The following is a 24,284-nucleotide window of genomic DNA, read 5'->3' as shown; positions in this document are numbered from 1 at the left end:
GCCGTTGTCGTTATTCGAGGCCAGCCGCGCAGCCGCACCGACGTGGGGCAAAGCCGAATACCCCATCTAAACATCTAGGGGATCGGCACTGTATCTGGCGATGCCCGCACACCTCGGTCGAAATATTAAGAACATGTGAAATTTAATTGACTGGATTGACTGTGAGCTTACCACGGATACAGTAAAAATGTATTTAGCAATGTCCGGCATTCTGAGGGAAGTCATGCAGAGTTTAAACAACGCCTCAGGCCCTTCAGAGCGGACCATTGCAGCGTCCGTGCTTTGGTATGCATCCGAATTTCCTCGTCGTCCGGCTGTCGTTTTCGGAACAGAAACGATCAACTACATGGATTTGTGGCTGCGAGCCTGTGAGATAGCTCGCGCCCTAAAAACTGGACGTGAAGCGGGTTTGGACCGCGTCGCAATTCATTTGCCCATCGGTGTTGACCGGATCGCGGCGATCCTGGGCTGTCAAATCCTGGGTGTTTCCTACGTTCCCGTGGAACCAAATCTTCCAGAGAGTCGCATTCGCGAGATGCTTGCGCAAGTGGACCCGAGCGTGCTCCTCAGTTCATCGGCCGTCTATTCGGCGATCCTCAAGGATGTTTCGTCGGGCTCGGCGGTGATGGTCGAGGAAATTGGAGTGGGCGCAGCCGGTGCTGGATCGTCCGACCGAGATGTGGCGCTGTCGCCGAATTGCAGTGGCTACGTTATCTTTACCTCGGGTTCGACTGGCAAACCGAAGGCAGTCGACATGGGAGGAGCAGCGCTTCAAAACCTCGTGAACTGGCAGATCGAACTTTCGAGCCTGTCAGGCAATGGGGCAACGGCTCAGTTCGCCCCCATTTCATTTGATGTATCGTTTCAGGAGATCTTCTCCACGCTCTGCTCAGGTGGCCGTATCGTCATCCTAACGAATGAACAGCGGATCGACCCCGATTTGCTTTCGGACGAGATACAGCGTGCCCAGGTGGAACGATTGTTCCTGCCATTTATCGCCCTCCAACAATTGGCGTCGAATTGCGTGGAGCGCAAACAGTTTCCCGACAGTCTACGGGAAATCCACACCGCCGGGGAACAACTCGTGGTCTCTTCCGCTTTGCGCGAGTTTTTCAGCAAGCTCCCCGAGTGTCGGCTCTTCAATCAGTACGGTCCCTCTGAGACACACGTGGTCACCTGTCACGAGCTTGATAGCAATCCAGCGGAATGGCCTAGGTTACCGCCCATCGGTCGGGTTCTGCCGAATGTCGAACTCTTTATTTTAGATGAAGACGCGCGACCGGTGAGGTCACGAGAGGTGGGAGAGCTCTATGTCGGTGGCATTTGTCTCGCGCAGGGTTATTTCCAGGATAAGGAGCGAACAGAGGAACGGTTCGTGACTATCGATATTAACGGCACGCCAACGAGATTGTATCGGACCGGCGACTTTGCGACGTCAGATGAAAGTGGTTGTTTTTTCTTCTGTGGTCGCCGTGACCACCAAATCAAGATCGACGGCTATAGGGTTGAACTTGGGGAAATTGAGAGCGTTATAGCTGATCACCCAGACGTGGCCGAAGTCGCCATGGTTTTCGAGCGTGATGCAAATGGAATGGGACGGCTGATCGCCTGCCTAACGAGCAAAGATCAGGCGCCAACCGACTGTCTCGAAACAGTAGTTCGCGCCCATGTCCGTAAGATGCTCCCTAGCTACATGGCGCCGGACCGTGTCCAGATCATGAGCGCGATGCCTAAAACGGCGAGTGGCAAGGTCGATCGCAAATCAATCGCTGAAAAGCTGTTTGCCGAAAAGGTCAAGACCGCGGCACCGCCTGTCGAGAAGGCTGCCAGTGCCACTACAAGCGGATCGACGAAGAGCGGTGACCTGTGCGGCGCGATTACCTCCCACTGGCGGGAGCTTCTGGACCATCCCTCGCTCGCGGATTCGGACAACGTGTTCGATTTCGGCGCGCGTTCGATCATGGTCCCGGAGCTTCAACGCCGCCTTCGCCGCCAGTTCGGGATTAATATATCAGCGATCTTGGTCTTCCGGCATCCTTCGCCGAGGGGGCTCGCAGACTATTTATCGCGAAACTCGGCGAAGGGCGATGCATCGAACACGACGTTGGCTGGACTCGCAACCCGGCGTATGTCGTCCAAAGGACGCGCTTCTCCGCGCTGATCCTGCGCACCGATGACCCGCTCCAGCAGACAACACGCTCCGGGAACCAAAGATCAGAAGGCCGGAGCAGCGACGAGGTGAAAATGAACGGCCCCATTCACAGAGCTACCCCCATCGCGATTATTGGCATGGCCTGCCGGTTCCCCGATGCGGATACGCCCAAGGCGTTCTGGGAAAACATTATTGCCGGACGCGAGAGCGTTCGTCAGTTGTCGGATGTTGAACTCGCCGGCGCGGGCGTCGACCCCGAGCAGTGGGAAGCGGAGGACTATATCCGCCACGGCGCGCCACTTACGGGCCTCAGCTACTTCGACGCTGACTTCTTCAGCATCATGCCTCGTGAAGCGGCTCTCCTCGATCCGCAGCACCGATTATTCCTGGAAAACATTTGGCACGCCATCGAAGATGCTGGCTACGCCGTCCGTTCGACCGAGATGACAACGGGCATTTATGCCGGCTCCGGCCCGAACACTTATTTCGCCAGGAGCGTAGCCGGCTCGCACGATTTCAGCAAGGAAGGCATGCTCGACACCATGACCGGCTTCCAGGCCATGCTGGGAAACGATAAGGATTACTTAGCGACTCGGGCGGCCCATCGCCTCAACCTCATCGGCCCCGCCATCAGCGTCCAGACAGCTTGTTCGACCTCACTCGTAAGTCTCCATCTGGCCTGCAGCGGTCTGCAGAACGGCGAATGCGACATGGCGCTGGCGGGCGGTGTCACTGCAATCATTCCCGACCGTGCGGGCTATCGCTATCAAGAGGGCATGATCTTGTCCCGCGACGGCCACTGCCGTCCGTTCGATGCCGAGGCCAGCGGCACGGTGTTTTCGAGTGGCGTCGGCGTGGTTGCGCTTCGACGTCTCGATGACGCGCTTGCCGAAGGTGACACCATCCACGCTGTTATTCGCGGATCGGCGATCAACAATGACGGAAACGACAAGATCAGCTTCTCGGCGCCGAGCATCGAGGGCCAATCGAGCGTCGTCGCAAGAGCACTCATGAACAGCTCGCTCGCGCCGGAAACGATCTCCTACTTGGAAACGCACGGAACGGGCACGAAACTGGGTGATCCGATCGAAATCGAAGCCCTCAGCGAAGTGTTCGCCGGTTTGCCGGCGGATGTCGCGCCGATTACCCTTGGTTCGGTGAAGGCTAATATCGGCCATACGATCGCCGCTTCCGGCATCGCGGGTGTAATCAAGACGGTCATGGCACTGAAGTCGCGAACCTTGCCGCCGGCGGTCAATTTCAAGACGCCCAATCCGGAGATCAACTTCGATCGCCTTCCCTTCGCCGTGCCGACTAGCGCTGTGCCCTGGACGTCCAAGGGTCCACGACGCGCGGGCATCAGTTCGTTCGGCGTGGGCGGAACGAATGCCCATGTCATTTTGGAGGAAGCACCGAGCGAGACGAACGGTTTATCTCAGCCGAATGATGCGCCGCACCACCCGGACCTTCCTCGTACGCTGAACATTTCGGCACGCACGCCACAGGCCCTGGGCGCCATGGCCAAGAGTTTTGCCTTGCGACTCGATACGGCAGAGCCCAACGAGCGCGACGCCATCTGCTTTACTGCGAACACCGCCCGCCGCGCTTTTGAGTATCGGAGTTTCGCGACCGGTCGGACAACCAGAGGGCTGGCCGAGAGTCTTCGCGCAAACGATTATGCCCGTGTCGATCTCTCCAAACATGTGGTTCCCGCCGCTCTGTTCACCGGACAGGGCGGCCAGGGCGAAGGTATGGGGCGCGGACTCTACGAGAGTGATCCGATCTTCCGCGAAGCCTTCGACGCCTGTGACGCGGTGGTCGCACGGATTCGCAAGCACGGATTGAGCGACATCCTATACGGTGACGGGACGCTCGCCCATTTCGTTCACGATACCGAATATACCCAGCCCGCCCTGTTCGCGATCGAATTTGCACTCGCCCGAGTTCTCGAGGCCAGGGGCTTCGTCCCAGAGATCGTCATGGGCCACAGCATCGGAGAATACGTGGCGGCCCATCTTGCCGGCGTGTTCTCACTCGAGGACGGGCTGCAGCTGATCACCAAGCGCGGCGAACTGATGGGTCGGCTTCCACGTAATGGCGGCATGGTCGTCCTGACAGCTGATCCGGACACAGCCCATCAGATGATCCGGGACTCCGAAGTTGAGCTCGCCATCGCGGCCGAGAACGGACCAGCCAGCACGGTGGTCGCGGGCGAGACGGACGCACTTGAAACGCTGATCAAGGTCGCCAAGGAAAAAGGCATCCGCACGACGCAGTTGAAGGTCTCGCACGCCTTTCATTCGCATCTCATGGATCCGATCCTCGAACAGTTTCAGGCGTTCGCGAGCACCCTCGATTTCGCCAAGCCCGATGGCCGACTGGTCAGTGCGAAGACGGGTAAGGTCGCCGGCGACGAAGTCGCTGACGCGCGCTACTGGACCGACCACGTTCGCCAGCCCGTCCTGTTCCATCGGGGCATAATGACGGCGCAAGAAATTGGGGCGAATCTCTTCCTGGAAATCGGACCGCATCCGGTCCTCACTCCGATGGCGCAGGCGGCCCTAGATGGCATTGCCTCGCCCTCGCAATTCGTCTCGAGCCTCAATCGCACCCGCAATGACGAAGAGGTTCTCGCCGAGACCGCGGGCCGCCTTTTCGTCGCCGGCCTTGCGATCAATACGCTCACCGATCTGCCGGATAATGAACGCCGGCTCGTCGATCTTCCGCTCTATCCCTTCGAGCGTCAGCATCACTGGATCGACACGAAAGCGAGCGACCGGCTGGCATGGCACTGCCGCCGCGAATGGCACGTGGAAAAGCAGTCAGCGCCGCAACTGCCGAAAGACAAGGCCCTCTGGATTATCCTGGGCAATGCCCTCGGTCTCGCCGGACGTTTGGCTCAGGCGATCGAGGCGAAGCGGGAAGGGCCCAAGCAGACAGCGGTCGTTCTTTCGAATGTCGAAACAGGTCTATCTGGCGGTGTGCTCGACGAGTATGTCGCGGGGATCATCGTCACTCCTGAGAGCGCGGAAGGCGCGTCAAGTGGACAGATCGTCGAGGCGGCGCACAGCCACGCCGCCACCCTCATGCAGTTCGTCCAGACGGTTCAGGCAGCGACCAAGCATGGCAATCTGACGAAGGCGAAGATATGGGTCGTCGGCCAGTCCGGCCGTGCCGTGCCGCAAACAGACACACCAATTCAGGACGCCGCTCGTCCAGCCTCATTGGTCAGCGCCTCACTACATGGCATGGCGATGGTGCTCGCGAGCGAACATCCCGATCTGTGGGGGGGTGACATCGATCTCGGCGCGGAGCCGAGCGACGCAGAAATCGCGGTCGCGATCGGCATTCTTTTCGGTGGCTCTGGGTCGGAGACCGCCTACGCCGTGCGCGGCGAGGAACGCTATGTCCTGCGCCTCAGCGAAAGCCGCAATGTCGGTACGGATTGCGCGGTCGATCCGCAGAAGACCTATCTCGTCACCGGCGGGCTTGGCGCTCTCGGATCGCTAATGGCCGAATGGCTGATAAATCGCGGTGCGCGCCGCCTCGTGCTTCTCAACAGGGCCGTCGCGGACGGCACCAAACGGGAACGGCTCGAAGCCCTGCGCCGTTCCGGCGCTGAGATCGCGGCGCATGCGGTTGACATCGCCGACCAGGTCGGAGTCGAGCGAATCCTGGGCGATCTCTCGGAGGCGGGCCATCAACTCGGCGGGATCATTCACACCGCCGGAATCGTTCAGGACGCCACGCTCGGATCGATCGAGGAGGCGAGCGAACTCGAACGCGCACTTCGGGCCAAACTCCAGGGTACGCTCGTTCTCGATAACGCGAGCCGTCGCTTCTCACCCGACTTCTTCGTCTGCTTCTCCTCGGTTAGCGCGCTTCTCGGTATGAAGGGCCAAGCGGCTTACGTGGCCGCCAATGCCGCCATGAACCGCATTGTCGAGGGCCGCAACGCCGAGGGTCTGCCAGGTGTCAGCATCGAATGGGGTCCGTGGGCGGAAACCGGCATGGCATCCGGACTCGACGAGCGCCTGCGCAAGCGCCTGACCGATTTCGGCCTGCTCGCGATCCGCAACCGGGAGGCGCTCGAGCGGCTGGAGGGCCTGTTCGCCTCAACTGGCACGCTCACCGCAGCGCCGATCCTGTGGCGACGTTTCGCCAAGAAGCAGTACGGGGAAACGCCTGCTTGGCTCACGCCTCTGTCGAATGTGCACAAGAATCGGCAGGCGACCAATGACGACGAGGCGACAGATCCACTTGCGCGGCTCTTCGGCTCGGTAGCGCCGAGCGAACGCGGTCAGGCGATCGAAAGCTTCCTGCGCGGAGAAGTCGCCCGTGTGCTCGGCATCGCCGATCCGGACAGCCTGCCGATGGACGAAGCGCTCAACCAAATGGGATTCGACTCCTTGGCTACGATTGAGTTCCGCAACAAACTCGCCAAGAGCGGCATCAAGGTTTCGCTCCAGAAGCTCGTGATGGGTGCCTCAATCGCGGAGATCGCGGCCGATACTGAGACGCAGGTGACCGCCACTCTTGGGGGTATTGCGGACAGCGAGGCGGTACCGACAGCGCCGGTCCTGGCCGACAGCGCCCAGAGCTACGACAAGAGCGCGGTGGTCATTCCGCGTCCGAAGCCCGACGCGCCGATCCGCCTGATCGGCTTTCCCTATGCCGGCGGCGGCCCGCTCGTATTCCAGCACTGGATCGACAAGATGCCGGATCACATCGAGCTCGGCATCCTGCAGATGCCAGGCCGCAGCGCGCGCCTTGAAGAGGGCTTCTGGCTGCGGATGGAGGACATGGTCGACGGCATCGTGCCGGAGATGCTGCCCTTCCTTAAGGACAAACCGTTCGCGTTCTTCGGGTTTTGCTATGGCGGTGTCCAGGCCTTCGAGATTGCCCATCGGGTACGCCGCGATCACGGGCTGCAGCCGGAATACTTCTTTGTGGCCGGTGGTCGCTCGCCACAGATCTACAATGACGACCAGTTAGCCATTGACGTCCAGCAGTTCAATCACGGGACCGGCAAGGCCGAACACGAACTCGACGAGAGCGAGTTCGTCGAGATGCTAAAGGAGGTAAATTTCGCCAACAACAAGGCCCTGTTCGAAGATCCCGAAATGCACGCGATGATGCTTCCGATTATCCAGGCGGACTACGCGATGAACAATGCCTATCGCTACGGTTCCCATCCTCCGCTCGACGCTCCAATCACTGCGATAGGCGGCCGCGTCGACCCATATGTTACAGGCAACCACATTATCGGCTGGAAAGAGCATACCACGAAGCAGTTCAAGGCCCATTTTTGCGCCGGCGACCATTTTTTCATGGAACATCAGATCGAACTCCTTACGCGAATCGCGATCGAAGACCTTGAGCCCGTCGTCCAGCGGTTGGCCGCAGATGGCAAGCGCCACAGCTGGCGGTGATGACCTGACCACCGGCTTCAGTCAGTACCAACAGTCGACCCGTCCTGCCGCCTTCAACTGCAAGCCTGCGGTGGCATGAGAAACATCGAATTGCGGCAGCGGTTCCGCCGTAAAGTTTTGTCTGGTCAGAGAATTTGCCAGAGCGTTGGCAACCTCATGCGGCAGCGAGGATTTCGAACTGAGAGACGGGTTCGGATTGAAGGCGTACCGCGCCTGTCATTCGGAGCGACGTATTGGTGGTAGAAATCCCACCGCCGCCGAAGCCGTAAATCGCCGTCCTGCACTTCGCCAGCATGAGCGGCGACGCCGAGCAGGAATATTTCGCGAAGCCGTCTTTCATAGCAATGGCGATTCAAGCCAGACTGCATCCGGGTGCGCGCATCGTTAGAATATCCGCCCATCCTTCTGCAATGTCTCGAGAATGGCGATATCGATCCTGTCGAGCGACATTGTTCATGCTTCATGCGAATAGAACGGATTTTGGCGCAAGGAATAGCGATTGCCGCGCCCGGCAACAACCGGATACGCAAACACTTGCCGCGCTATTTATGGTTTTATGGTCCACCCCGCAAAATCAGAAATTCGAGGAGGAGCGAATGCGCGTCGGCTGCCCCCGGGAAATCAAGAACCACGAATACCGCGTCGGCCTGACGCCGGGATCGGTCCGCGAATATGTCACGCATGGCCACGAAGTGCTGGTCGAGACCGGCGCCGGCATCGGCGCCGACGACAACGCCTATCGCGGCGCCGGCGCCACCATCGCCAAGACGGCCGCCGACGTGTTTGCCAAGTCTGACATGATCGTCAAGGTCAAGGAGCCGCAGCCCAACGAATAGGTCCAGCTCCGTGACGGCCAGATCCTCTACACCTATCTCCATCTCGCTCCGGATCCGGAGCAGACCAAGGGTCTGCTGGCCTCGGGCGTGACGGCCATCGCCTATGAGACGGTCACCGAAGACCGCGGCGGCCTGCCGCTGCTGGCTGTCGGAAGTCGCGGGCCGCCTGTCGATCCAGGCCGGCGCGACTGCGCTGCAGAGGGCCAATGGCGGTCGCGGCGTGCCGCTCGGCAGCGTACCCGGCGTGCTGCCCGGCAAGGTCACTGTGCTCGGCGGCGGCGTCGTCGGCCTGCATGCCGCGCAGATGGCGGCCGGCCTTGGCGCCGACGTCACCATCATCGACCGCTCGATCCCGCGGCTGCGCCAGCTCGACGACATCTTCAACGGCCGGGTCCACACCCGCTATTCGACCGTCGAGGCGCTCGAGGACGAATGCTTCTCGGCCGACATCGTCGTCGGCGCGGTGCTGATCCCGGGTGCGGCGGCTCCCAAGCTGGTGACGCGCGAAATGCTGTCTGGCATGAATAAGGACGCGGTACTGGTCGACGTCGCGATCGACCAGGGTGGCTGCTTCGAATACGTCGCACGCCACCACGCATGCCGAGCCGACCTATGAGAAGTATGGCGCGACCATTCGCAACTCGCCCGCGGCCGGGCGCGGCGGTTGGCGGTGCAGCTTCTCGGCCGCGCACGATATGTTGACTGGAGCTTAGCGCCGCCGGCCCATGAACTCCAGATTGCCGTCCGCCAGATAACGCGCCAGGTCGCCGGTCCGGTAGACCGTGACGCGTGCCTCGTCGCTGAACCGGTCGGCCAGAAACCGCTCCGCCCTCAGCTCGGGACGCTCGGTCGTTCCCAGGAGCACAGGCTACGCAGGTAGCGGCCAAGCGCATTTATCTACCGATGGCCCATCAACGCGTGTTGTGCCTGTAAAGCGGACCGCCGATTTGCGTCATGCCTCCCCGAAGCATCTGATCGCGCCAAGTAGCCCAGTGGGGACCGTCGTCCAGTGCATGGGGTAGACAAGCCAGCGCCCTGCGGCCCGTCATACCGTCGATGTTGTGCCAAGTGAAACCTCGTCGAGGTCCTCTTCGATTACCCCGGCCGCGTACAACTGATCGAGCATGTCTGCGACAGCAAGGGCGCTTGCGCCGTCCGTCGTGACGCGCATAATCAGCTCCGAGGCTGTACAATTGCCGCACGCGATTAGATCGCCAACGGAAATCGGAACGACATCGTCGAGCACCCGGTATTCAATGTTGCGTGACCGGAGATGGAAGTACCGGTACCCAGCCTCGTATTGCAGGCCTCCGCGGAAGCGGATCGGTAGGTTGGGAGGTGGGCTTTCGAGCATATGCTCGTCGATGATGCTCTGGAGCCCCTCCCGGAACTCGTCGGGCGTCCTGAAGAAACGTTGACCCACAATTCGGTACCCGAGAGGCCAGCGTTCGCTACCCGGTACCGGCGTTACCAGTTGCAAACGTCCCTGCCGCATATTTACGAGGAAGCCGGAAACACAAGCGATCGTCGTGGGATAACCCTCGGGTAATGCGGTTGCGTCATCTTTACTGGCTACCTTGAATTTTTCTTTCCGCGCGCGTGCGCGCCCGACGAAAGCCTTAGCGGTCGGCGCCGCCTTGCCCTGCAGGATGAGTTCGACCCCGATCAGGTCCTCGGGCGAAAACGCCGCGTGAATCTGATTGAGATGCTTCGTACTTAGCACGGAAAAACGATTCGTCACGCCACCGAAGCGTTTGAACAGTTCGAGCACGCGCCTGGTGAGTGCCTCATCCTTGAGCGGTGCGGCCGTCGTCGTCTGTGGCAAAGCACCCGTGATTTGATGGTAGTCTAGCAGAAAACGGTCGTAGTCCGGGTTGTCGATCGGATCTGTGGCCCAGTAGCAGAAGCCAGTGCGGGCCGCCGAACCAAACATCTCGCTCGCGACGCCGACTACGCCGCGCCAGAGCTCTGCATGCTCCTCGCTATATTCAAAGTAACCCTTGAAGCGGTCCGCCGAGAGGCCACAGAACCAGCAACCGACGGTGCAGCCTTCGCTTAGCTCGAAAGCGATGATGGGGTGCGTGATTGACGGCGCCAATTCGCCCAATTCGTCGTTACAGCGCCGAATTTGGCGCTCGCGCCAGGCATGAAAGCGATGGTCGATCATCGACATTTCGCCTTGGTCGCGCAGGAGGTCGCGATGGTGCGATATCTCGCGCATATATTCGTCCCACAACATAGCCAGCGGCCACGAAGCAGACTCCGGCTTGAAGCGGAACTTCAGGTAGTCACCGCACCAGAGCGGCAGCATCTCCAATGGGTCAACTTCAATGCCGTAGCGCTCTGTTAACGCTCGAGGGGCGTCGAGGTTCTCCGCGAGTGCCGTGCGGAATTTCCCGTCACCGGCCAGCCGCTCCATGAAGCGCTTGACGTGGGACAACGTGCGCCGTTCCTCCGGCGTGCGCCGGTTGAGAATTTGTCGCCAGTGTTCGGCCAAAGGGTACAGGTGAGCCCCTGAAGCTGCCCCTTGTAGGCCTGATAGCATGATCTCATCCTGGGCAGTTTCTTCAGACCGGCTCGTCGGAGCCAATGCGCTCAGAGCTAACATTTGCATTAGGTCGCGACCACAACAACAATTACAATAACTACAACAACCGCGGCGACTGTAGCCTTTTCCCCGATTATCACAGAACTCATGGGTACAGCCGAAGCGTAATTAGTCAACGCAGTGGTCTGCACAAGGTTGTTTAAGCCAGAAACGCTGGAATCACGCGTGCGGCTCGCAATCGCGCTGAGCTTCTTGCTACTCGACTTCTGTCGAATGTTCGATCGAATGTAACTTTTAACCTGATCAAGCGTGATATTGTAGTCGAGGCTCTTTCCAATCGCTACAATCGATGCAAGGCCTCCAAATCGTGGTTTGAGCTTTTCAAGCGGACTGCCTTTTTTCCCTAAATCGTTGACGAATCGCTCTACGTCAGTTCGCGGCATAGCTAGTTCCCGCCTTCCTCAATATTGCCAACCTATCCGTCTCGCTCTCACAAGCGATCGGACGATGAGGTTGTTCACACGCAAGCGGCGTACCAACTCAAATGTCTGATTTTGTGCATTGTCTGACCACACGCATTGTCAAATTGCCGACATTTTGGGTTCCGAACTCGACAATTGGCCCGCTGCAGAAGCAGGCAACCGCAAATTCTTCGCTCAGCCAGTGCTCTGCGGCTCTCCGACGCCACTCTCCTCTTTGGCCATTCGTGCCTTCTTGACGTTATGACCGTGGTCTGAGCGGCGGCCCGTCCTTAGTCTTTGCAGCTGTACGCAAACGGGGTTGCTTCTCTATTCGGCGTGTTGAAGTCAAGCGCGTTTCGAGCCTTCCGCTTCGGCCGGCGTTGCGCATCTTTCCGGAAACATCGAACGCACCGGCTTGACTCAGACGGACCCGCGGCAAGAAGCGGTGGCAGAAAGATGGGCATTTGCCGCGAGGTGAACGATGGAACTGCCATGGGTGCTGCGGCAGAGCCGACATCACCCGATAGACGACGTTATCAGGATTGAATCTGCCCTTGTCGAACTATCCGATGGCGGGAAAAATCTCTTCTTTGGCGGCAGTCCCAACGAGGTAACTTCGGAAGCGTACAAGGTGGAGTCGTCAGCCGGTTCTATTGGACGGATGCCAACGAGGATGTTCTGTTGATCAATGGTGATAGTCGCCATCCTATCTGGTCCCTTTGAGCTTTTCGAATGAGAAGCTTCATCCAATGCAGCTTGGCTTTGGAATTGCTCGACTCGGTCGTCAATCGGCAGCGGCGGCAGACCCCATATGCTTCCCATCTTTGGATCACCGAGCCAGAACTCTCCGACATTTGGGGATTGTCGCGATCCGAGACTGAACTCGTTGGGTGCCAGAACCTTCGGTGCAGTTCGCACTTTGTCACGTTTGCAGGTAGCGTAACGTCGATGAGAGCGATGAACACACAGCGTCATCGAGACTCAGCAAGCGCTGGGCGATTGCGTAAGCCAGGATTCCGCCTGATGAGTATCCAGCGAAGCGATATGGACCCTGCGGTTGAATTTCTTTGATCGCGAGGATGACCTGATCAGCTATCGCTTCAAGGGTCAGTGGACGAACTTCATCGAAAGACGGCCATGGTAAAGCGTAGACGGGACAGTCTATGTCCATTTCGTTCGCCAAACCGAGGGCATAGGAACAATCGCCCGAACCTGTGGGAACAAAGAAGAGCGGTGGCTGCGATCCGGTTGCTTGTACGGAAATCACGCCCGGACCACAGGGCTGTGGCTCCAAATGAATGTTCGATGCAAGTTCCTTCAGAACAGGGGCTTGGAAGAGGTCGGCGGCGTTAAAGTTCAACCCAAGATACAATACTCGACTGAGCAACTGGCACCGCCAGGAGCGAATGGCCGCCCAGTTCGAAGAAGTTGTCGTGGCGTCCGACCCGCTCGACCCCGAGAAGCTCCGCCCAGATCTGCGCCAGCGCCGTCTCGACCGCGCCGCGCGGCGCCTCATAGGCCGTCCGCGCATAGGCGCCGGCCGGCGCCGGCAGTGCCTTGCGGTCGAGCTTGCCGTTCGGCGTCAGCGGCAGCGCCGCGAGCTGCACGAACGCAGCCGGCACCATGTAGTCGGGCAGCCGCCCGCTCACATGCGCGCGCAAGGCGCCGGCAAGCCCGCCGCCATCCTCGTCGTCCGAGCCGGCCTCGGGCGCACACACCACATACGCGACAAGGTGCTTGTCGCCGGCCCGGTCCTGGCGCGCCACCACCACCGCCTCACGCACCCAGGCGTGCTCGCAAAGCCGCGCCGCGATCTCGCCCGGCTCGATGCGGAAGCCGCGGATCTTCACCTGGTCGTCGTTGCGGCCCAGAAACTCAAGATTGCCGTCCGGCAGATAACGCGCCAGGTCGCCGGTCTTATACAGCCGATCGCCTTCCACAAAGGGACTGGCGATGAATCGCTCCGCCGTCAGCTCGGGCCGGTTCAGGTGGCCACGCGCAACGCCTGCCCCGCCAATGTAAAGCTCGCCCACCGCCCCGAACGGCACGGGCCCACCATGCCCGTCCAGCAGATACACCCGCGTGTTCGCAATCGGACGCCCGATCGGAACAACTGGCCCATCAAAATCATCGGGACAACTCCAAACCGTCGCGCAGACCGCTGCTTCGGTCGGGCCATAGGCGTTGACGATAGATGCCGAGGCTAGACTTCGGACGAGTTCAGCCTTCGGCAGTTCGCCAGCAAGAATGAGAACTTGCGATGCCAAACATCCGGGCTCCCTGCTTGCCTGAAGCAAGGCTGGAGGTAACGTCGCATGGGTTATGGCTTCGCGTCGCAGGTAGTCCGATAGTTTGTTACTCGCCTGGCGGAACTCGTCCGCGGGCAAGTGCAATGCGGCGCCTGCGCCAAACGCCATGACAAGCTCCCAAGCACTTGCATCAAAACCGAAGGAGGCGAACTGCACGACACGGCTATTTGAACAGACGCCAAAAAGCACGAGCTGAGCCAACCCTAGATTGACGAGGCTGTGGTGCTCGACCATGACGCCCTTTGGCGTTCCGGTTGAGCCGGAGGTGTAGATGACATAGGCGAGATGGCGCGCGGTGAGGCCAAGCGCGCGCGGCTCGGGATCCGAAGCGGACAGTTCGGCCCAGGCTGGTGTCGCCGTCTCCAGATCGACCACGCTCACATCGACAAGGGCCTCGGGGCCGAGCGCGGCGCGGCCGGCCGCATCGGCCAGCAGCAGCCGCGGCGCGGCATCGCCGAGAACCTGCCGCAGCCGCGCGCAGGGATAGGCCGGGTCCAGCGGCAGATAGGCGCCGCCCGCCTTGAGAATCGCCAAAAGCCCGACCACCATCGCCGGGCTGCGCTCGACGCAGATCGCCACCGGCTGGTCCGGCCTCACCCCGAGCGCGGCGCCGGCGCCGCAACGCCGCTGCAGCGTTGCACCAGCGCCAGCGCCAGCGAGGCATGCTCGTGCGCCAGCAGCTCGGAAAGGTCCGGTGATGCTCGATCAAGTCAGGGCAACGGCGGAGCTGCTTTCGGCCGAGCCCGCCATTATGGTCGTCGGCCCGCCGCTGGGGGCAAAGGATGAGCCCGGCACCCATTTCCTTCTCCCTTTTCTCGGGGAGTGAAATCCGGTTCGGTGTGGAAAGGGAATTTTTCTAAAGGCCGGCGGAGCTGTTTTTCGCGGGCGTTGCGAAGCACGTGCCGGTTCAGTCGGCCGATCCGCCGGATCGTGGACTACCCCGCTCATGAGCGCGACGCCGGCAGCATTCCCATCTCCTGGAGCAACCAGCCAGCGCCGTCAATCTTGTCCATGGTCCAAAGCATGAAGCGACTGTCGACATGGATGGTTCGACTGCGGTCTGCGGCATATGCCCAATCGGAGATCACTCCATCGAGCGTGCCATCGAAGGCGAGACCGACGAACTCGCCGCGCCCATTCAGCGTTGCCGAGCCGCTATTGCCGTTGGTAATGTCGACCGTGGACATGAAGTCGACCGGCAAAGTGCCCAGCTCCGGCGCGACAAAGGGGCCATAATCCTTGGCCCGGATCGCGGCGACGGCGGCGGCCGGCGCATCGAACTCGCCCTTGCCAGTGTGCTTGGCCAGAAGTCCCTCGGCCGTGGTGAATGGCGTCCAGATCTGCCCGTCGCGCGTTCGTCCCGACACCTTGCCCCAGGTGATGCGCAGCGATCCATTCGCGTCGGGATACACCGGCCGGCCGATCGCCTGCCGGTAGGCGCGCAGGCCCTGCATATAGGTCGCGCGCGCCGCCTGCGCTCGGCCAGCGCGGTCCTTCGCCGCGCGCTCCGCAGCTATGTCGCCGGGATAGAGCGCGACCGCCAGCTTGATGAAAGGATCGTCCGACGCCTCGAAGGCAGCAGCCGGCTTGTCGAGCCAGCCGAGCCGCGTGGCCGTGTCGGCGAGTTTGGTTTCTGCATAAAGTCGGTCAAGGCCGATTTGGTCCAGAGCGGTTTCGAACGCAGTATCGCGGTCCTTTGCGTCCAGCCTGCGATATTCATCGAGCGCGGCCTCGAATAGCTTGCGATCGATGTCGGGCAGGTAACCGCGTTCGATCTGCGTCAGTTGATCCACGGTCTGGTTACGGTCACGATCCTGAAAGCCTTGTTCGCGGTCTTCATCGAGCTTCTCGTGCTCCTTGGCCCAGCGATACAGAGTGCGCGCGGATGAGAGCATTTGCGCGCGGTTCAGCAGCGCCTGGCGCAGCCCCTTGAGCGAGGCCCGGCTATTCTCGGCCACCATGGCACCCAGTTCGCCGATCGCAGCGCCATAGCGCGCCTGCCGCGCGGGATCGTCGGCGACCCAGTCGCGATAAGCTTTCTCCTCGATAGCCTTGCGCGCGTCGAGCCCGATCGCATTGGCCCCGGCGAGATCGCCCGCCAGCTTCTTCTTGTAATTTTCCACGCCTTGCAGGATGGAGGCGTAGCGGATCTGCGCTTCTCGATTGCCTGCCGTGGCTTGGTTTATCTGGGCCGCTTGATCCGACAGCAAATGCTGCAACAGCGGTTCGTAGTGCGCGAAGTTGAACCGGACTTCATCCGCGGTGAGGAACCGATTGGTTGCCCCGGGAAAGCCGGCGACCATCACGAAATCGCCTTCTTGCACGCCTTTAGAGGCGATGCGCAGCCAGTCCTTCGGCCGGTAGGGCACGTTGTCGCGCGCATAAGGCCGGGATGAACCATCAGGGGCGACATAGGCGCGATAAAAGCCAAAGTCGCCTGTGTGGCGCGGCCACATCCAATTGTCCGTTTCGCCGCCGAAGTTACCTATGCCGAGCCCGGGCGCATAGACGAGGCGCACGTCCTGAATTTCGAGCTTCTGCTGGAGATAGTAGGAGGCGCCGCCATAATAGGACCCTACGCCGCAGCGGCGATTGGGCTGTTCTTCACATGCGGCGATCAGCGCCTTGCGGTTCGTGTCGAGCCGCTCATAGCGGGCAAAGCCGTTCAGCTTGTCCGATACGCCCTTGAGCATGTCGGCGGTCACATTCCGCATATCCTCGATCACATAGATGCGGCTGCCGGGCACCGCGGGTAATTCCTCACCCAGGCTCTTCGCCAGAAAGCCGTTGGTGAGATAGTCTTGACTCTCCTTGCTGTTGTACTGGATGGATTCCAGCACGCAGTGATGATTGGTCGCGACCAATCCTTGCGGGCTGACGAAGGAGGCGGAGCATCCGCCCAGTGATACGATCGCGTTAAGCGGGGCAGCGTCCAGTCGGCTCAGCTGCGCGGGATCGATCTGGAGCCCATCCGCGCGCATGGCCGCGCCCACTTCCGCAGTCTGGCCCGGCATCCACATACCTTCGTGCGCCGACGTAGCGGTGACCGTCCAGAGCAAGCTCATAGCGGTTGCTTGAGCCAAACGATTCAAATTCGAGTTCATGCTGATCTCGTTCCCATTCTGTTTGTTGTTCTCCGCTGATCTGGATCGATGAGCTATCGGCTGACCGGCGTCCGCAAGCGCCTGCGCGGCAGCCACTGGGTGAAGACTGAGTGGACGGTCAACACAAAAATCTGAATGACGCTCCCCTCACATTGTATCGGTGCAACGTTTGCGGATCATCCGTTGCACTAATCGTGCCAAAGGAATAAAGCTTTCAATCGTCTGCGTGGTAAGCTGCCTTGCGTGTCCGACCTCCGACATTTGGTTGTAGACCCGACACTCTCGTCCTCGCTCGGGACGAAGCCCACTGCCGAACAGCCGTCCCCTGGCCATTAGTTGGGTTCTTCCGCAATTTGTGTGGCGCGGTGGCAGTCTCAGCAGTTCGGGGCCTGCCCTGCCGTACATTGCGCGCTTGAGGGTCTTGAGGCGGTTGATCGACCTTCGGCCTGTCCATTGCTCCAGGGCAGCTCGATGGCGCCGATGACGTTCCTTCGATGGCGATCAGCTTGGGACCCGTTCGAGATCTGGATACCGGCCACGCGATTTCGCCAGTTGTTGCCGCGGCGCTGTGCATAAAGCCAAGAGGCCTGCTGACGCCTATTCCGATCATGCGATTCGCCCGTGTTTTGCGCAGAGACATCGATGCCGTCAACAACGCGCACTCTTTCGGCCCGCCGCCAAGCTCCCAGCAGTCGCTCCAGATTGGAGAAGCTGCCGGTGTAGCCGAGTTGCTGGATGTCATGAAAAGATGCCGTCCGCAGCGGTTCCTTCCTTCCAGCATTGGGCAAGGAACGTTTCAAAGCACGATGGTGATGTGGGGTTCAATGCTGCTCGCCGCCTATCTGGCGGGCCTTGAACTTGAGCCACTTCGCTACGCTGCGACGCTCATACCGGTCCTGTCGGGCGACCTCGCTGTAGGATAGACCGTCCTGGCGTAAGGCGTAGAGCATCTCGAATATATCTTGGCGAGACTGCCTATGCGCGAGACGGGGAAGCAGGGCTATCATGGGAAGATCACAACTCAGTTGATCGGATCTGTAAAATTGACGGTTTTCGGCTTGAGCACGAGAGCAGCGCCACCGGCCGTCTTCCCGAAGAGCCTCTTTGTCTTCCTAATTGGCGGATGTTAAATTTAGAGGGGTTCGGCTTGCGGGAAATTAGGGTCCCAGTGAGATACCAGGCTCCTTGTAGGAGTGCTTGCAGGAAGACCGCGCGATGCGGGGGCGTGGATGGATCAAGGCGTTGCGTCAGGACGAGGCGCGGCAGGTGCGTGCGCGCATTGCCGAACTGGAACGCGACCTCATGGCGACCACACCTATGGGGCGCCATCGACGTTTCGAAGCCGGACATGAACTTCGCAATGCGAAGTTCCGCCTGGAGCGTCTCGAGGAATGCATCGCAGAAATGCCAAGAAATGTTGCGGCTCGGTCAGACTGACGCGTCGGAGGAAAATCAGCGACCGAGTTGTTGAAGGATGGAGAAGGGCTACCATGCTTGGCGCATGTCGCTTCCAGGAGAAATGGGGAACCGGAATGATCGCAGGCATAAAGAGACGGCTTTGGGGCCGGAAGCTTCGGGCCTGGAACCAGACCCCAGTTGGGCGCAAGCATCGTGGCCTCTGCCCGGTCAGGCATTCACCGGCTCGGGAAATGCCAATTGATTCTGCTCAACCGCGGCATGCCCTAGATAGCCACCTGCGTTCCGATCTCGACCACACGTCCGGTCGGGATCTGGAAATACTCGGTCGCATCGGCTGCCGTGCGCGCCAACCCGATGAACAGCTTGTCCTGCCACACCGGCATGCCGGAATTGGGCGACGCCTTGAGCGAGCGCCGCGACAGGAAGAAGGAGGTCGTCATGATGTCGAACTTCCAGCCCTGCTTGCGGCAGATCGCCAGCGCACGCGGAATGTTGGGCTGTTCCATGTAGCCGAAGGTCAGCGTCACCCGCATGAACAGCTCATTGATCGTTTCCATCTTGACGCGGTCACTGTCGGGCACGACGGGCTGCTGCGCCGTCACCACCGAGAGGATGACATTCTGTTCATGCAGGACCTTGTAGTGCTTGAGGCTGTGCATCAGCGCCGTCGGCGCGCTCAGCGGATCGCTGGTCAGGAACACCGCGGTGCCCGATACCAGATGCGGCTTCTTCTTCAGCAGATTGCCGGCGAGGAAATCGAGAGGGATCTCGTTCCGGCGCGTCTTTTCGAACAAATAGCGGCTGCCGCGGATCCAGGTCCACATCGCCAGCACGATGGTGAAGGCCACCGCTAGCGAAGCCCAGCCACCTTCGAATACTTTGACGATGTTCGAGGCAAAGAAGCCGACATCGATAAACGCGAATACCACCGTCAGGGAGATGGCCAGCCAGAGCTGCCATTTCCAGATGCGGCTCATGATCACATAGAGCAGCACCGTCGTCACCAGCATGTTGCCGGTCACCGAAATGCCGTACGCCGAGGCAAGCTTGCTGGATTCGCCAAAGCCGACCACCAGCAGCATCACCACCAGCGCCAGCAGCATGTTGACGCGCGGCATGTAGATCTGGCCGGACTGTCTTTCCGACGTATGCAGGATTTCCAGGCGCGGCAGCATGTTGAGCTGCACTGCTTGCCTGGTTAGCGAGAAAGCGCCGGAGATCACCGCCTGGCTGGCGATGACGGTCGCAGCGGTGGCCAGGACGACCATCGGAATAAGCGTCCAGCCTTCGTTCATCTCGAAGAAGGGATGACCGACCACTCCGTTTTTCGCCAGCACGAATGCGCCCTGCCCGGCATAATTGAGCAACAGGCAAGGGAACACGATTGCCAGCCAGGCGAGCACGATCGGCTTACGGCCGAAATGGCCGAGATCGGCATAGAGCGCCTCGGCGCCGGTGACGGCGAGGAAGATGGCGCCGATCGTTACGAAGGCGACGTCTGGTGAATTGATCAGGAACGCGACGATGTAATGCGGGCTGACTGCCAGCAGGATCTCCGGGTCGGCGATGATGTGGTTGAGACCGGAAAGGCCGATGGCCAGGAACCAGACCGCCGTGATCGGGCCGAAGATCAGGGCGACGCCGCCGGTTCCAAACCTCTGTGCCGAAAACAGGATCGCCAGGATGGCGAGCGTCAACGGCACCACATAGGGCTGGAAGGTCGGCGTGACGACGTTCATGCCTTCGACCGCCGACAGCACCGATATCGCCGGCGTGATGACGGCGTCACCGAAAAAGAGCGAGGCGCCGACGATGCCGATGCCGAGGATCACCGCCGAGCGGGTCGGGAAACTGTTGCGCGCCAGTGCCATCAGCGACAGCACCCCGCCCTCGCCGCGATTATCGGCCCTGAGCACGAACATGATATATTTGATGGTGACGATGATCGTCAGCGACCAGATGATCAGCGACTGCACGCCGAGGATGTCGCCACGGTTGGCGACTTCGCCCCCCGACGATGCCACCAATGCCTCGCGGAAAGCATAGATCGGGCTGGTGCCGATATCACCGTAAACCACGCCGAGTGGGCCCAGCATCAGCACCTTGGTGCTGTGCTGCTCGACCTCAGAATGGCTCGATTGTTCGACGGGTTCTGCCTCGTTACCAGCATTGGTAAGGTCCATGGACGACACTCCGATAAGCGCGCGGTGCCCTACGCTTGCTGCGCTGCAATATCAAGTGCCGTCACGTAATGGCTGCGGGCATCGCCTGTCGTTGCTCGCCTTGGCAGACTCGCCAGCCCCGAAGGCCTACCGACGAGCAATAGCGCACCGGCAGAACCCTCAAGCGCCCAGATCAATGAATGGTTCTCGGCCACAGTGCCCCCGCGATGCGACCGATGGCGACCAGGGTGTCGGGGCGCACAAGGATGACGGTTTCCTGACGCCATTGCTCCAGGATGACAACAAGGGGCTGCAGGTCGACTATGATGGAAGGTGGGTGGATGTGGGTCCGATAGCTCGGAACGCTCCTCGTCAACATCGGCGAATTGGTCGAACTGCCTGGAACGGCTATTTGCACGCGACCGTGCATCGCCGCCCACCGGCGTCGAGCGTATTTCGATGCCGATCTTCTTCAGCGCCAGGCTCGATGCGACGATCCCCTTGCTTGGAATTGGCGGCGCAAGTGCGCGGGCTGGCCAGCGATCCGGACAACCCGCTGCTCCGCGATGTCGGAACCAATGTGCTCGCCGAGTGCGTTCACATCCTGACGTCGCCCGGCGCCATCACGCGGACCTGCTGGACCCGGAAAGCCGGCCCGGCTGAGGTGCCCAGTTTAAAAGACGAATTTTTTTCATTGGAGCCATTCTTTGGAATTTGATGTGTCGCTGGGACTGCGAGATGGGCTCAAAAAGGTAAAGTCGTTCAGCGTTCTCCTCCCAAGCCACTGAACGGTGTCTCTATGAAGGTGTGAACCTTCTTCTGGCCGGGCCGCATTCGAGCCCGGCCAATTTTTTGCCGGCAGGTCTCTTGCCGGTCGCGACGGGCATCCATCGCTCCCAGAAACCAGGAAACGAGCTGGACCGCATTCGCCGCGATGCGCCCTTTTGGGAGCAATCTGCTTTCCCAGTGGCCAAAAAATGGATTGCCATTCCTTAGCCTCCAAAAATTATAGAATTAACTTTGCGGCGGTCGGGCAGAGCGGGGGAAGTTCCGCCAGCGGCTGATGACAAAAATCGCACGAGTGCCTGACATGACAATGACAACCCGGTCCGGTGCCGGTTGGAGGACGGTACTGGCAACAACGCTCATGGTGGCAGTGGGACTGTTCTCGACATCCACCTACGCCGGCCCGACCCTCGACAGGATCAAGGCTCGTGGCACGATCAAGGTTGGCGTGGGCACGATACCCGGCTTCTTCTCACCGGACAGCAACGGTCGCTGGCAAGGCTTCTTCGCCGACTATGGTCGCGCCCTGGCGATCACCGTTTTTGGCGATCCGGAGAAGGTGGAGTTCACCAACTCCTCGCCGCAGCAACGCCTGCCGGTGCTGCAATCCGGTGAGTTCGACATTCTGCTTTCCGGCGTGACGGGTGACGATCACGCGCGCCTTGCAGCTCGGCTTCCATTTCGGCCCGCCCGTTTTCTATGATGGCCAGGGCAGGCTTGTTCGCAAGGACCTCGGCGTGACCAAGGCAGCCGACCTCGATGGCGCGACGATCGGCGTGCAGAGCGGCACGACCGGCGAGTTGAACTTCGCCGATCTCTTCCGCAAGACCGGCAAGAAGTTCACGCCGGTGACGATCGAGGACACCGGCCAGTTCATCAACGCGCTGGAGACCGGTCGCGTCGACGCGATCACGCAGGACTCGTCCGATCTTGTCGGCAAGCGGACTCAGCTAAAGAAGCCCGACGATTACATCATCTTACCGGAGCGGCTGTCGAAGGAGCCGCTGGCGCCGGCGGCGACGATCGCTGGCTGGAGATCGTCAACTGGACGGTCAACGCAACTATCCAGGCCGAGGAATGGCATCACCAGCAAGAATGTCGACGATTTCCTGGAATCGCCGGACCCAGCCATACAGCGCTTCCTCGGCGTTGATCCATCGCTGGCGCACGCAATCGGCCTCAATCCAACATGGGCCTACAACATCATCAAGACCGTCGGCAATCTGAGGCCGCTCGGCTGGGAGCGCGGTTACAACAGCCTGTGGACCAACGGGCGGTCTGCTATATTCGCCGCCGTTCCGCTAACAAGCTCGTTCTACCAATGGCATTGACGCTCGAACCTGTGCCGGGTCGCTACGGCGAGGCGGCCGATGAAATCCCACACTAGCGGCCGATCGTATCGCTGCGATTGCGGCGGCGTCGCCGCTCGCAGGCCGGGGCGGCGGCGGTGTCCTTGAGCATGGACGCAAGCAGCTTCGTGCGAGAGGGGTCGTCGGCGTGATTGCTGCCGAAGGCTGTGCGATGGAAATCTTGCCCAAGATCGACTTTCCAGGCGAGGATGGGGCCGAGATGACCGGCAGCATCCGCCGTCGTCTCGTCCACATGCTCGCCGTCGCACTAGACCTGAAGATCGATGCGGGCCAGGTCACAACGCTAGACTGGCAGCGAGAGACGCTGCTCGAAATATTGATCGGGTTGTTTTCCGAGAAGTTGGTCGATTCTGTCCGGCAGGGTATGCCGCGGCGCTATGTCGAACACGCCAATGACCTGCCCTTGCTGCGCGGACAGCTCGACGTGACGCGGCAGTTCACGATCCTCGCCGCCAAACCATCGCGGCTGGCTTGTCGCTATGACTCCCTGACCGCCGATACTGCCCTCAACCGGATCATGAAGGCTGTTGCCCGGCTCGTTCGCATCCCACGGACCGCCGACAACCAGCGCCGACTGCGCGAGTTGGCATTCGCCTATGCCGATATCGCGGATGTGCCTAGGTCGGTCCTACGCTGGGACGAGGTCGTGCCTGATAGGACCAATGGCCGCTGGCGCGAGTTGCTCAATCTCGCTCGCCTCCTGCTTGGTGAGCGGTTCCAGACGACCTCTGCCGGTTGCAGCGACGGCTTCTCTCTGCTGTTCGAGATGAACACCCTGTTCGAGGAATATGTCGCTCGAATGTTGAAGCGTGTGCTGGTGGATACAGATCTCCGTGTCGTCAGCCAAGGTGGACGGCTCTACTGCCTCGAAACCGAAGATCGACGTGCCCTGTTCCAGACGCGGCTGGACATCCTGGTCAAGCGCGGCGACGAGGTCGTGCAGATTATCGACACGAAATGGAAGCGGATCGCCGCCCGTATGGAGGATGCCAAGCAAGGCGTGTCGCAGGGTGACGTGTAGCAAATGATGGCGTATGGCCAGCTTTACAAATGTGATCGGCTCCACTCCTCTACCCTCATCACGTCGCTGATAAAAACAGCGGAGGAGTGCACACAGTGCACCAAGTCACCGGAGCTGCAATTGGCTGCAAACCGTTACAATCGACATTGGTTGAAGCGAAATGTTCAGCAAGCGGCTGAGGGCAATTACCGGCTTCCAGCGGGAACGCTTGACGGCTATCGGCGTGACAGTCGGCCGGATTGAACCCATTGTCGCCCACCCTAGTACTCAGACGCGGCAAGCCTTGGCCCAGGCGCCTGAAGTGAGCATTGCGCAAGGAAGACGGGAAGAGGTCGCGTAATCCTGTGTGGTCGGGCGACAATCATTTGGGAAGGGCATATTGCCGATCCGTACCGTTGCATGCACTTCTTTGTATTGCCGGTTTTGAACTGTGACAGCTCATCAATGCTACAGAAGAGTGCGAGGGACAAAATGGAAGACATCATTGCTCGCATTCGCCGTACATCCAAGCTTGGTAGGCTCGGAGAAATCCTTGCTGCGGAAGCGCTTGCCCTAAATGGTTTTTCAGGAATCCGTGATTTGAACGGCGACATACACAACCACCCGTTCGCGACCTTCTTGCTGAAAAGTCAGGCAAACGTTACTTCATCGGGGTGAAGACGCGAAACGAGGACAGAGACATTA

Annotated in this window: 13 protein-coding genes and 5 pseudogenes; 10 read left to right on the top strand and 8 right to left on the bottom strand. The window is 60.3% G+C overall.

All coding sequences use genetic code 11. The annotated features are described in order from the left end of the window. The first annotated feature begins 187 nt into the window (after positions 1–187). The 3 genes and pseudogenes from EN807_RS30505 to EN807_RS30495 all read left to right on the top strand — a co-directional run. Complete coding sequence (locus EN807_RS30505) at positions 188–2,161, top strand: amino acid adenylation domain-containing protein (RefSeq protein ID WP_246684457.1); 1,974 nt, start codon at positions 188–190, stop codon at positions 2,159–2,161. Positions 2,162–2,244: 83 nt separating this feature from the next. Then, positions 2,245–7,584, top strand: a complete 5,340-nt coding sequence (locus EN807_RS30500; protein WP_127208183.1) for a type I polyketide synthase — start codon at positions 2,245–2,247, stop codon at positions 7,582–7,584. Between the two features lie 596 nt (positions 7,585–8,180). Next, positions 8,181–9,037 (top strand): annotated as a pseudogene (locus tag EN807_RS30495) (alanine dehydrogenase); the annotation flags it as partial. A gap of 92 nt (positions 9,038–9,129) precedes the next feature. Here the strand turns inward: EN807_RS30495 and EN807_RS30490 are convergent. From EN807_RS30490 to EN807_RS30470, 5 genes are all read right to left on the bottom strand, one after another. Further along, positions 9,130–9,285: an AMP-binding protein gene (locus EN807_RS30490; protein ID WP_127208182.1), complete on the bottom strand. Its 156-nt coding sequence runs from the start codon at positions 9,283–9,285 to the stop codon at positions 9,130–9,132. A 180-nt stretch (positions 9,286–9,465) separates the two neighbouring features. Continuing rightward, a complete protein-coding gene (locus EN807_RS30485) occupies positions 9,466–10,965 on the bottom strand; it encodes a radical SAM family RiPP maturation amino acid epimerase (protein WP_127208181.1) in 1,500 nt (499 codons plus the stop codon). A gap of 68 nt (positions 10,966–11,033) precedes the next feature. Continuing rightward, positions 11,034–11,411 (bottom strand): hypothetical protein, encoded by a 378-nt coding sequence (locus EN807_RS30480; protein WP_127208180.1) that lies wholly within the window; start codon positions 11,409–11,411, stop codon positions 11,034–11,036. A 940-nt stretch (positions 11,412–12,351) separates the two neighbouring features. Beyond that, positions 12,352–12,696, bottom strand: a complete 345-nt coding sequence (locus EN807_RS36960; protein ID WP_246684459.1) for a thioesterase domain-containing protein — start codon at positions 12,694–12,696, stop codon at positions 12,352–12,354. 82 nt (positions 12,697–12,778) lie between these two features. Continuing rightward, a complete protein-coding gene (locus EN807_RS30470; RefSeq protein WP_246684456.1) occupies positions 12,779–14,317 on the bottom strand; it encodes a non-ribosomal peptide synthetase in 1,539 nt (512 codons plus the stop codon). A 115-nt stretch (positions 14,318–14,432) separates the two neighbouring features. Between EN807_RS30470 and EN807_RS37515 the strand changes: the two genes are divergently transcribed. Further along, the gene (locus EN807_RS37515) at positions 14,433–14,564 is read left to right on the top strand and encodes a hypothetical protein (protein ID WP_281405228.1); all 132 of its coding nucleotides are present in this window, start codon (positions 14,433–14,435) and stop codon (positions 14,562–14,564) included. Between the two features lie 118 nt (positions 14,565–14,682). On the opposite strand, the gene EN807_RS30465 is transcribed toward EN807_RS37515, so the two are convergent. Further along, a complete protein-coding gene (locus EN807_RS30465; RefSeq protein WP_245485628.1) occupies positions 14,683–16,938 on the bottom strand; it encodes a S46 family peptidase in 2,256 nt (751 codons plus the stop codon). A 380-nt stretch (positions 16,939–17,318) separates the two neighbouring features. Between EN807_RS30465 and EN807_RS30455 the strand changes: the two are divergent. After that, a pseudogene (locus tag EN807_RS30455) lies at positions 17,319–17,501 on the top strand (ISL3 family transposase); the annotation flags it as partial. Positions 17,502–17,504: 3 nt separating this feature from the next. On the opposite strand, the pseudogene EN807_RS30450 reads toward EN807_RS30455, so the two are convergent. Further along, positions 17,505–17,831: pseudogene (locus EN807_RS30450) on the bottom strand (ISL3 family transposase); the annotation flags it as partial. A 208-nt stretch (positions 17,832–18,039) separates the two neighbouring features. Between EN807_RS30450 and EN807_RS30445 the strand changes: the two are divergent. Next, positions 18,040–18,279 (top strand): hypothetical protein, encoded by a 240-nt coding sequence (locus EN807_RS30445; RefSeq protein ID WP_246684455.1) that lies wholly within the window; start codon positions 18,040–18,042, stop codon positions 18,277–18,279. A gap of 245 nt (positions 18,280–18,524) precedes the next feature. Here the strand turns inward: EN807_RS30445 and EN807_RS30440 are convergent, their stop codons facing one another. Continuing rightward, positions 18,525–20,444 carry a potassium transporter Kup gene (locus EN807_RS30440; RefSeq protein WP_135937782.1) on the bottom strand — a complete coding sequence of 640 codons (1,920 nt, stop codon included), beginning with the start codon at positions 20,442–20,444 and terminating at the stop codon, positions 18,525–18,527. Positions 20,445–20,646: 202 nt separating this feature from the next. Between EN807_RS30440 and EN807_RS30435 the strand changes: the two are divergent. The 4 genes and pseudogenes from EN807_RS30435 to EN807_RS30420 form a co-directional block, all read left to right on the top strand. Then, a pseudogene (locus EN807_RS30435) lies at positions 20,647–21,086 on the top strand (2OG-Fe(II) oxygenase family protein); the annotation flags it as partial. A gap of 484 nt (positions 21,087–21,570) precedes the next feature. Next, positions 21,571–22,514 (top strand): annotated as a pseudogene (locus EN807_RS30430) (amino acid ABC transporter substrate-binding protein). A 216-nt stretch (positions 22,515–22,730) separates the two neighbouring features. Further along, a complete protein-coding gene (locus EN807_RS30425) occupies positions 22,731–23,600 on the top strand; it encodes an McrC family protein (RefSeq protein WP_245485983.1) in 870 nt (289 codons plus the stop codon). A gap of 471 nt (positions 23,601–24,071) precedes the next feature. Beyond that, the gene (locus EN807_RS30420) at positions 24,072–24,257 is read left to right on the top strand and encodes a hypothetical protein (RefSeq protein ID WP_127211416.1); all 186 of its coding nucleotides are present in this window, start codon (positions 24,072–24,074) and stop codon (positions 24,255–24,257) included. Positions 24,258–24,284: the final 27 nt, after the last annotated feature.

The organism is Mesorhizobium sp. M5C.F.Ca.ET.164.01.1.1 (assembly GCF_004792125.1).
In the GTDB taxonomy this organism is placed as follows: domain Bacteria; phylum Pseudomonadota; class Alphaproteobacteria; order Rhizobiales; family Rhizobiaceae; genus Mesorhizobium; species Mesorhizobium wenxiniae.
The sequence above is the reverse complement of the archived record's forward strand: the minus strand, read 5'-3'. Positions and strand labels throughout refer to the sequence as shown.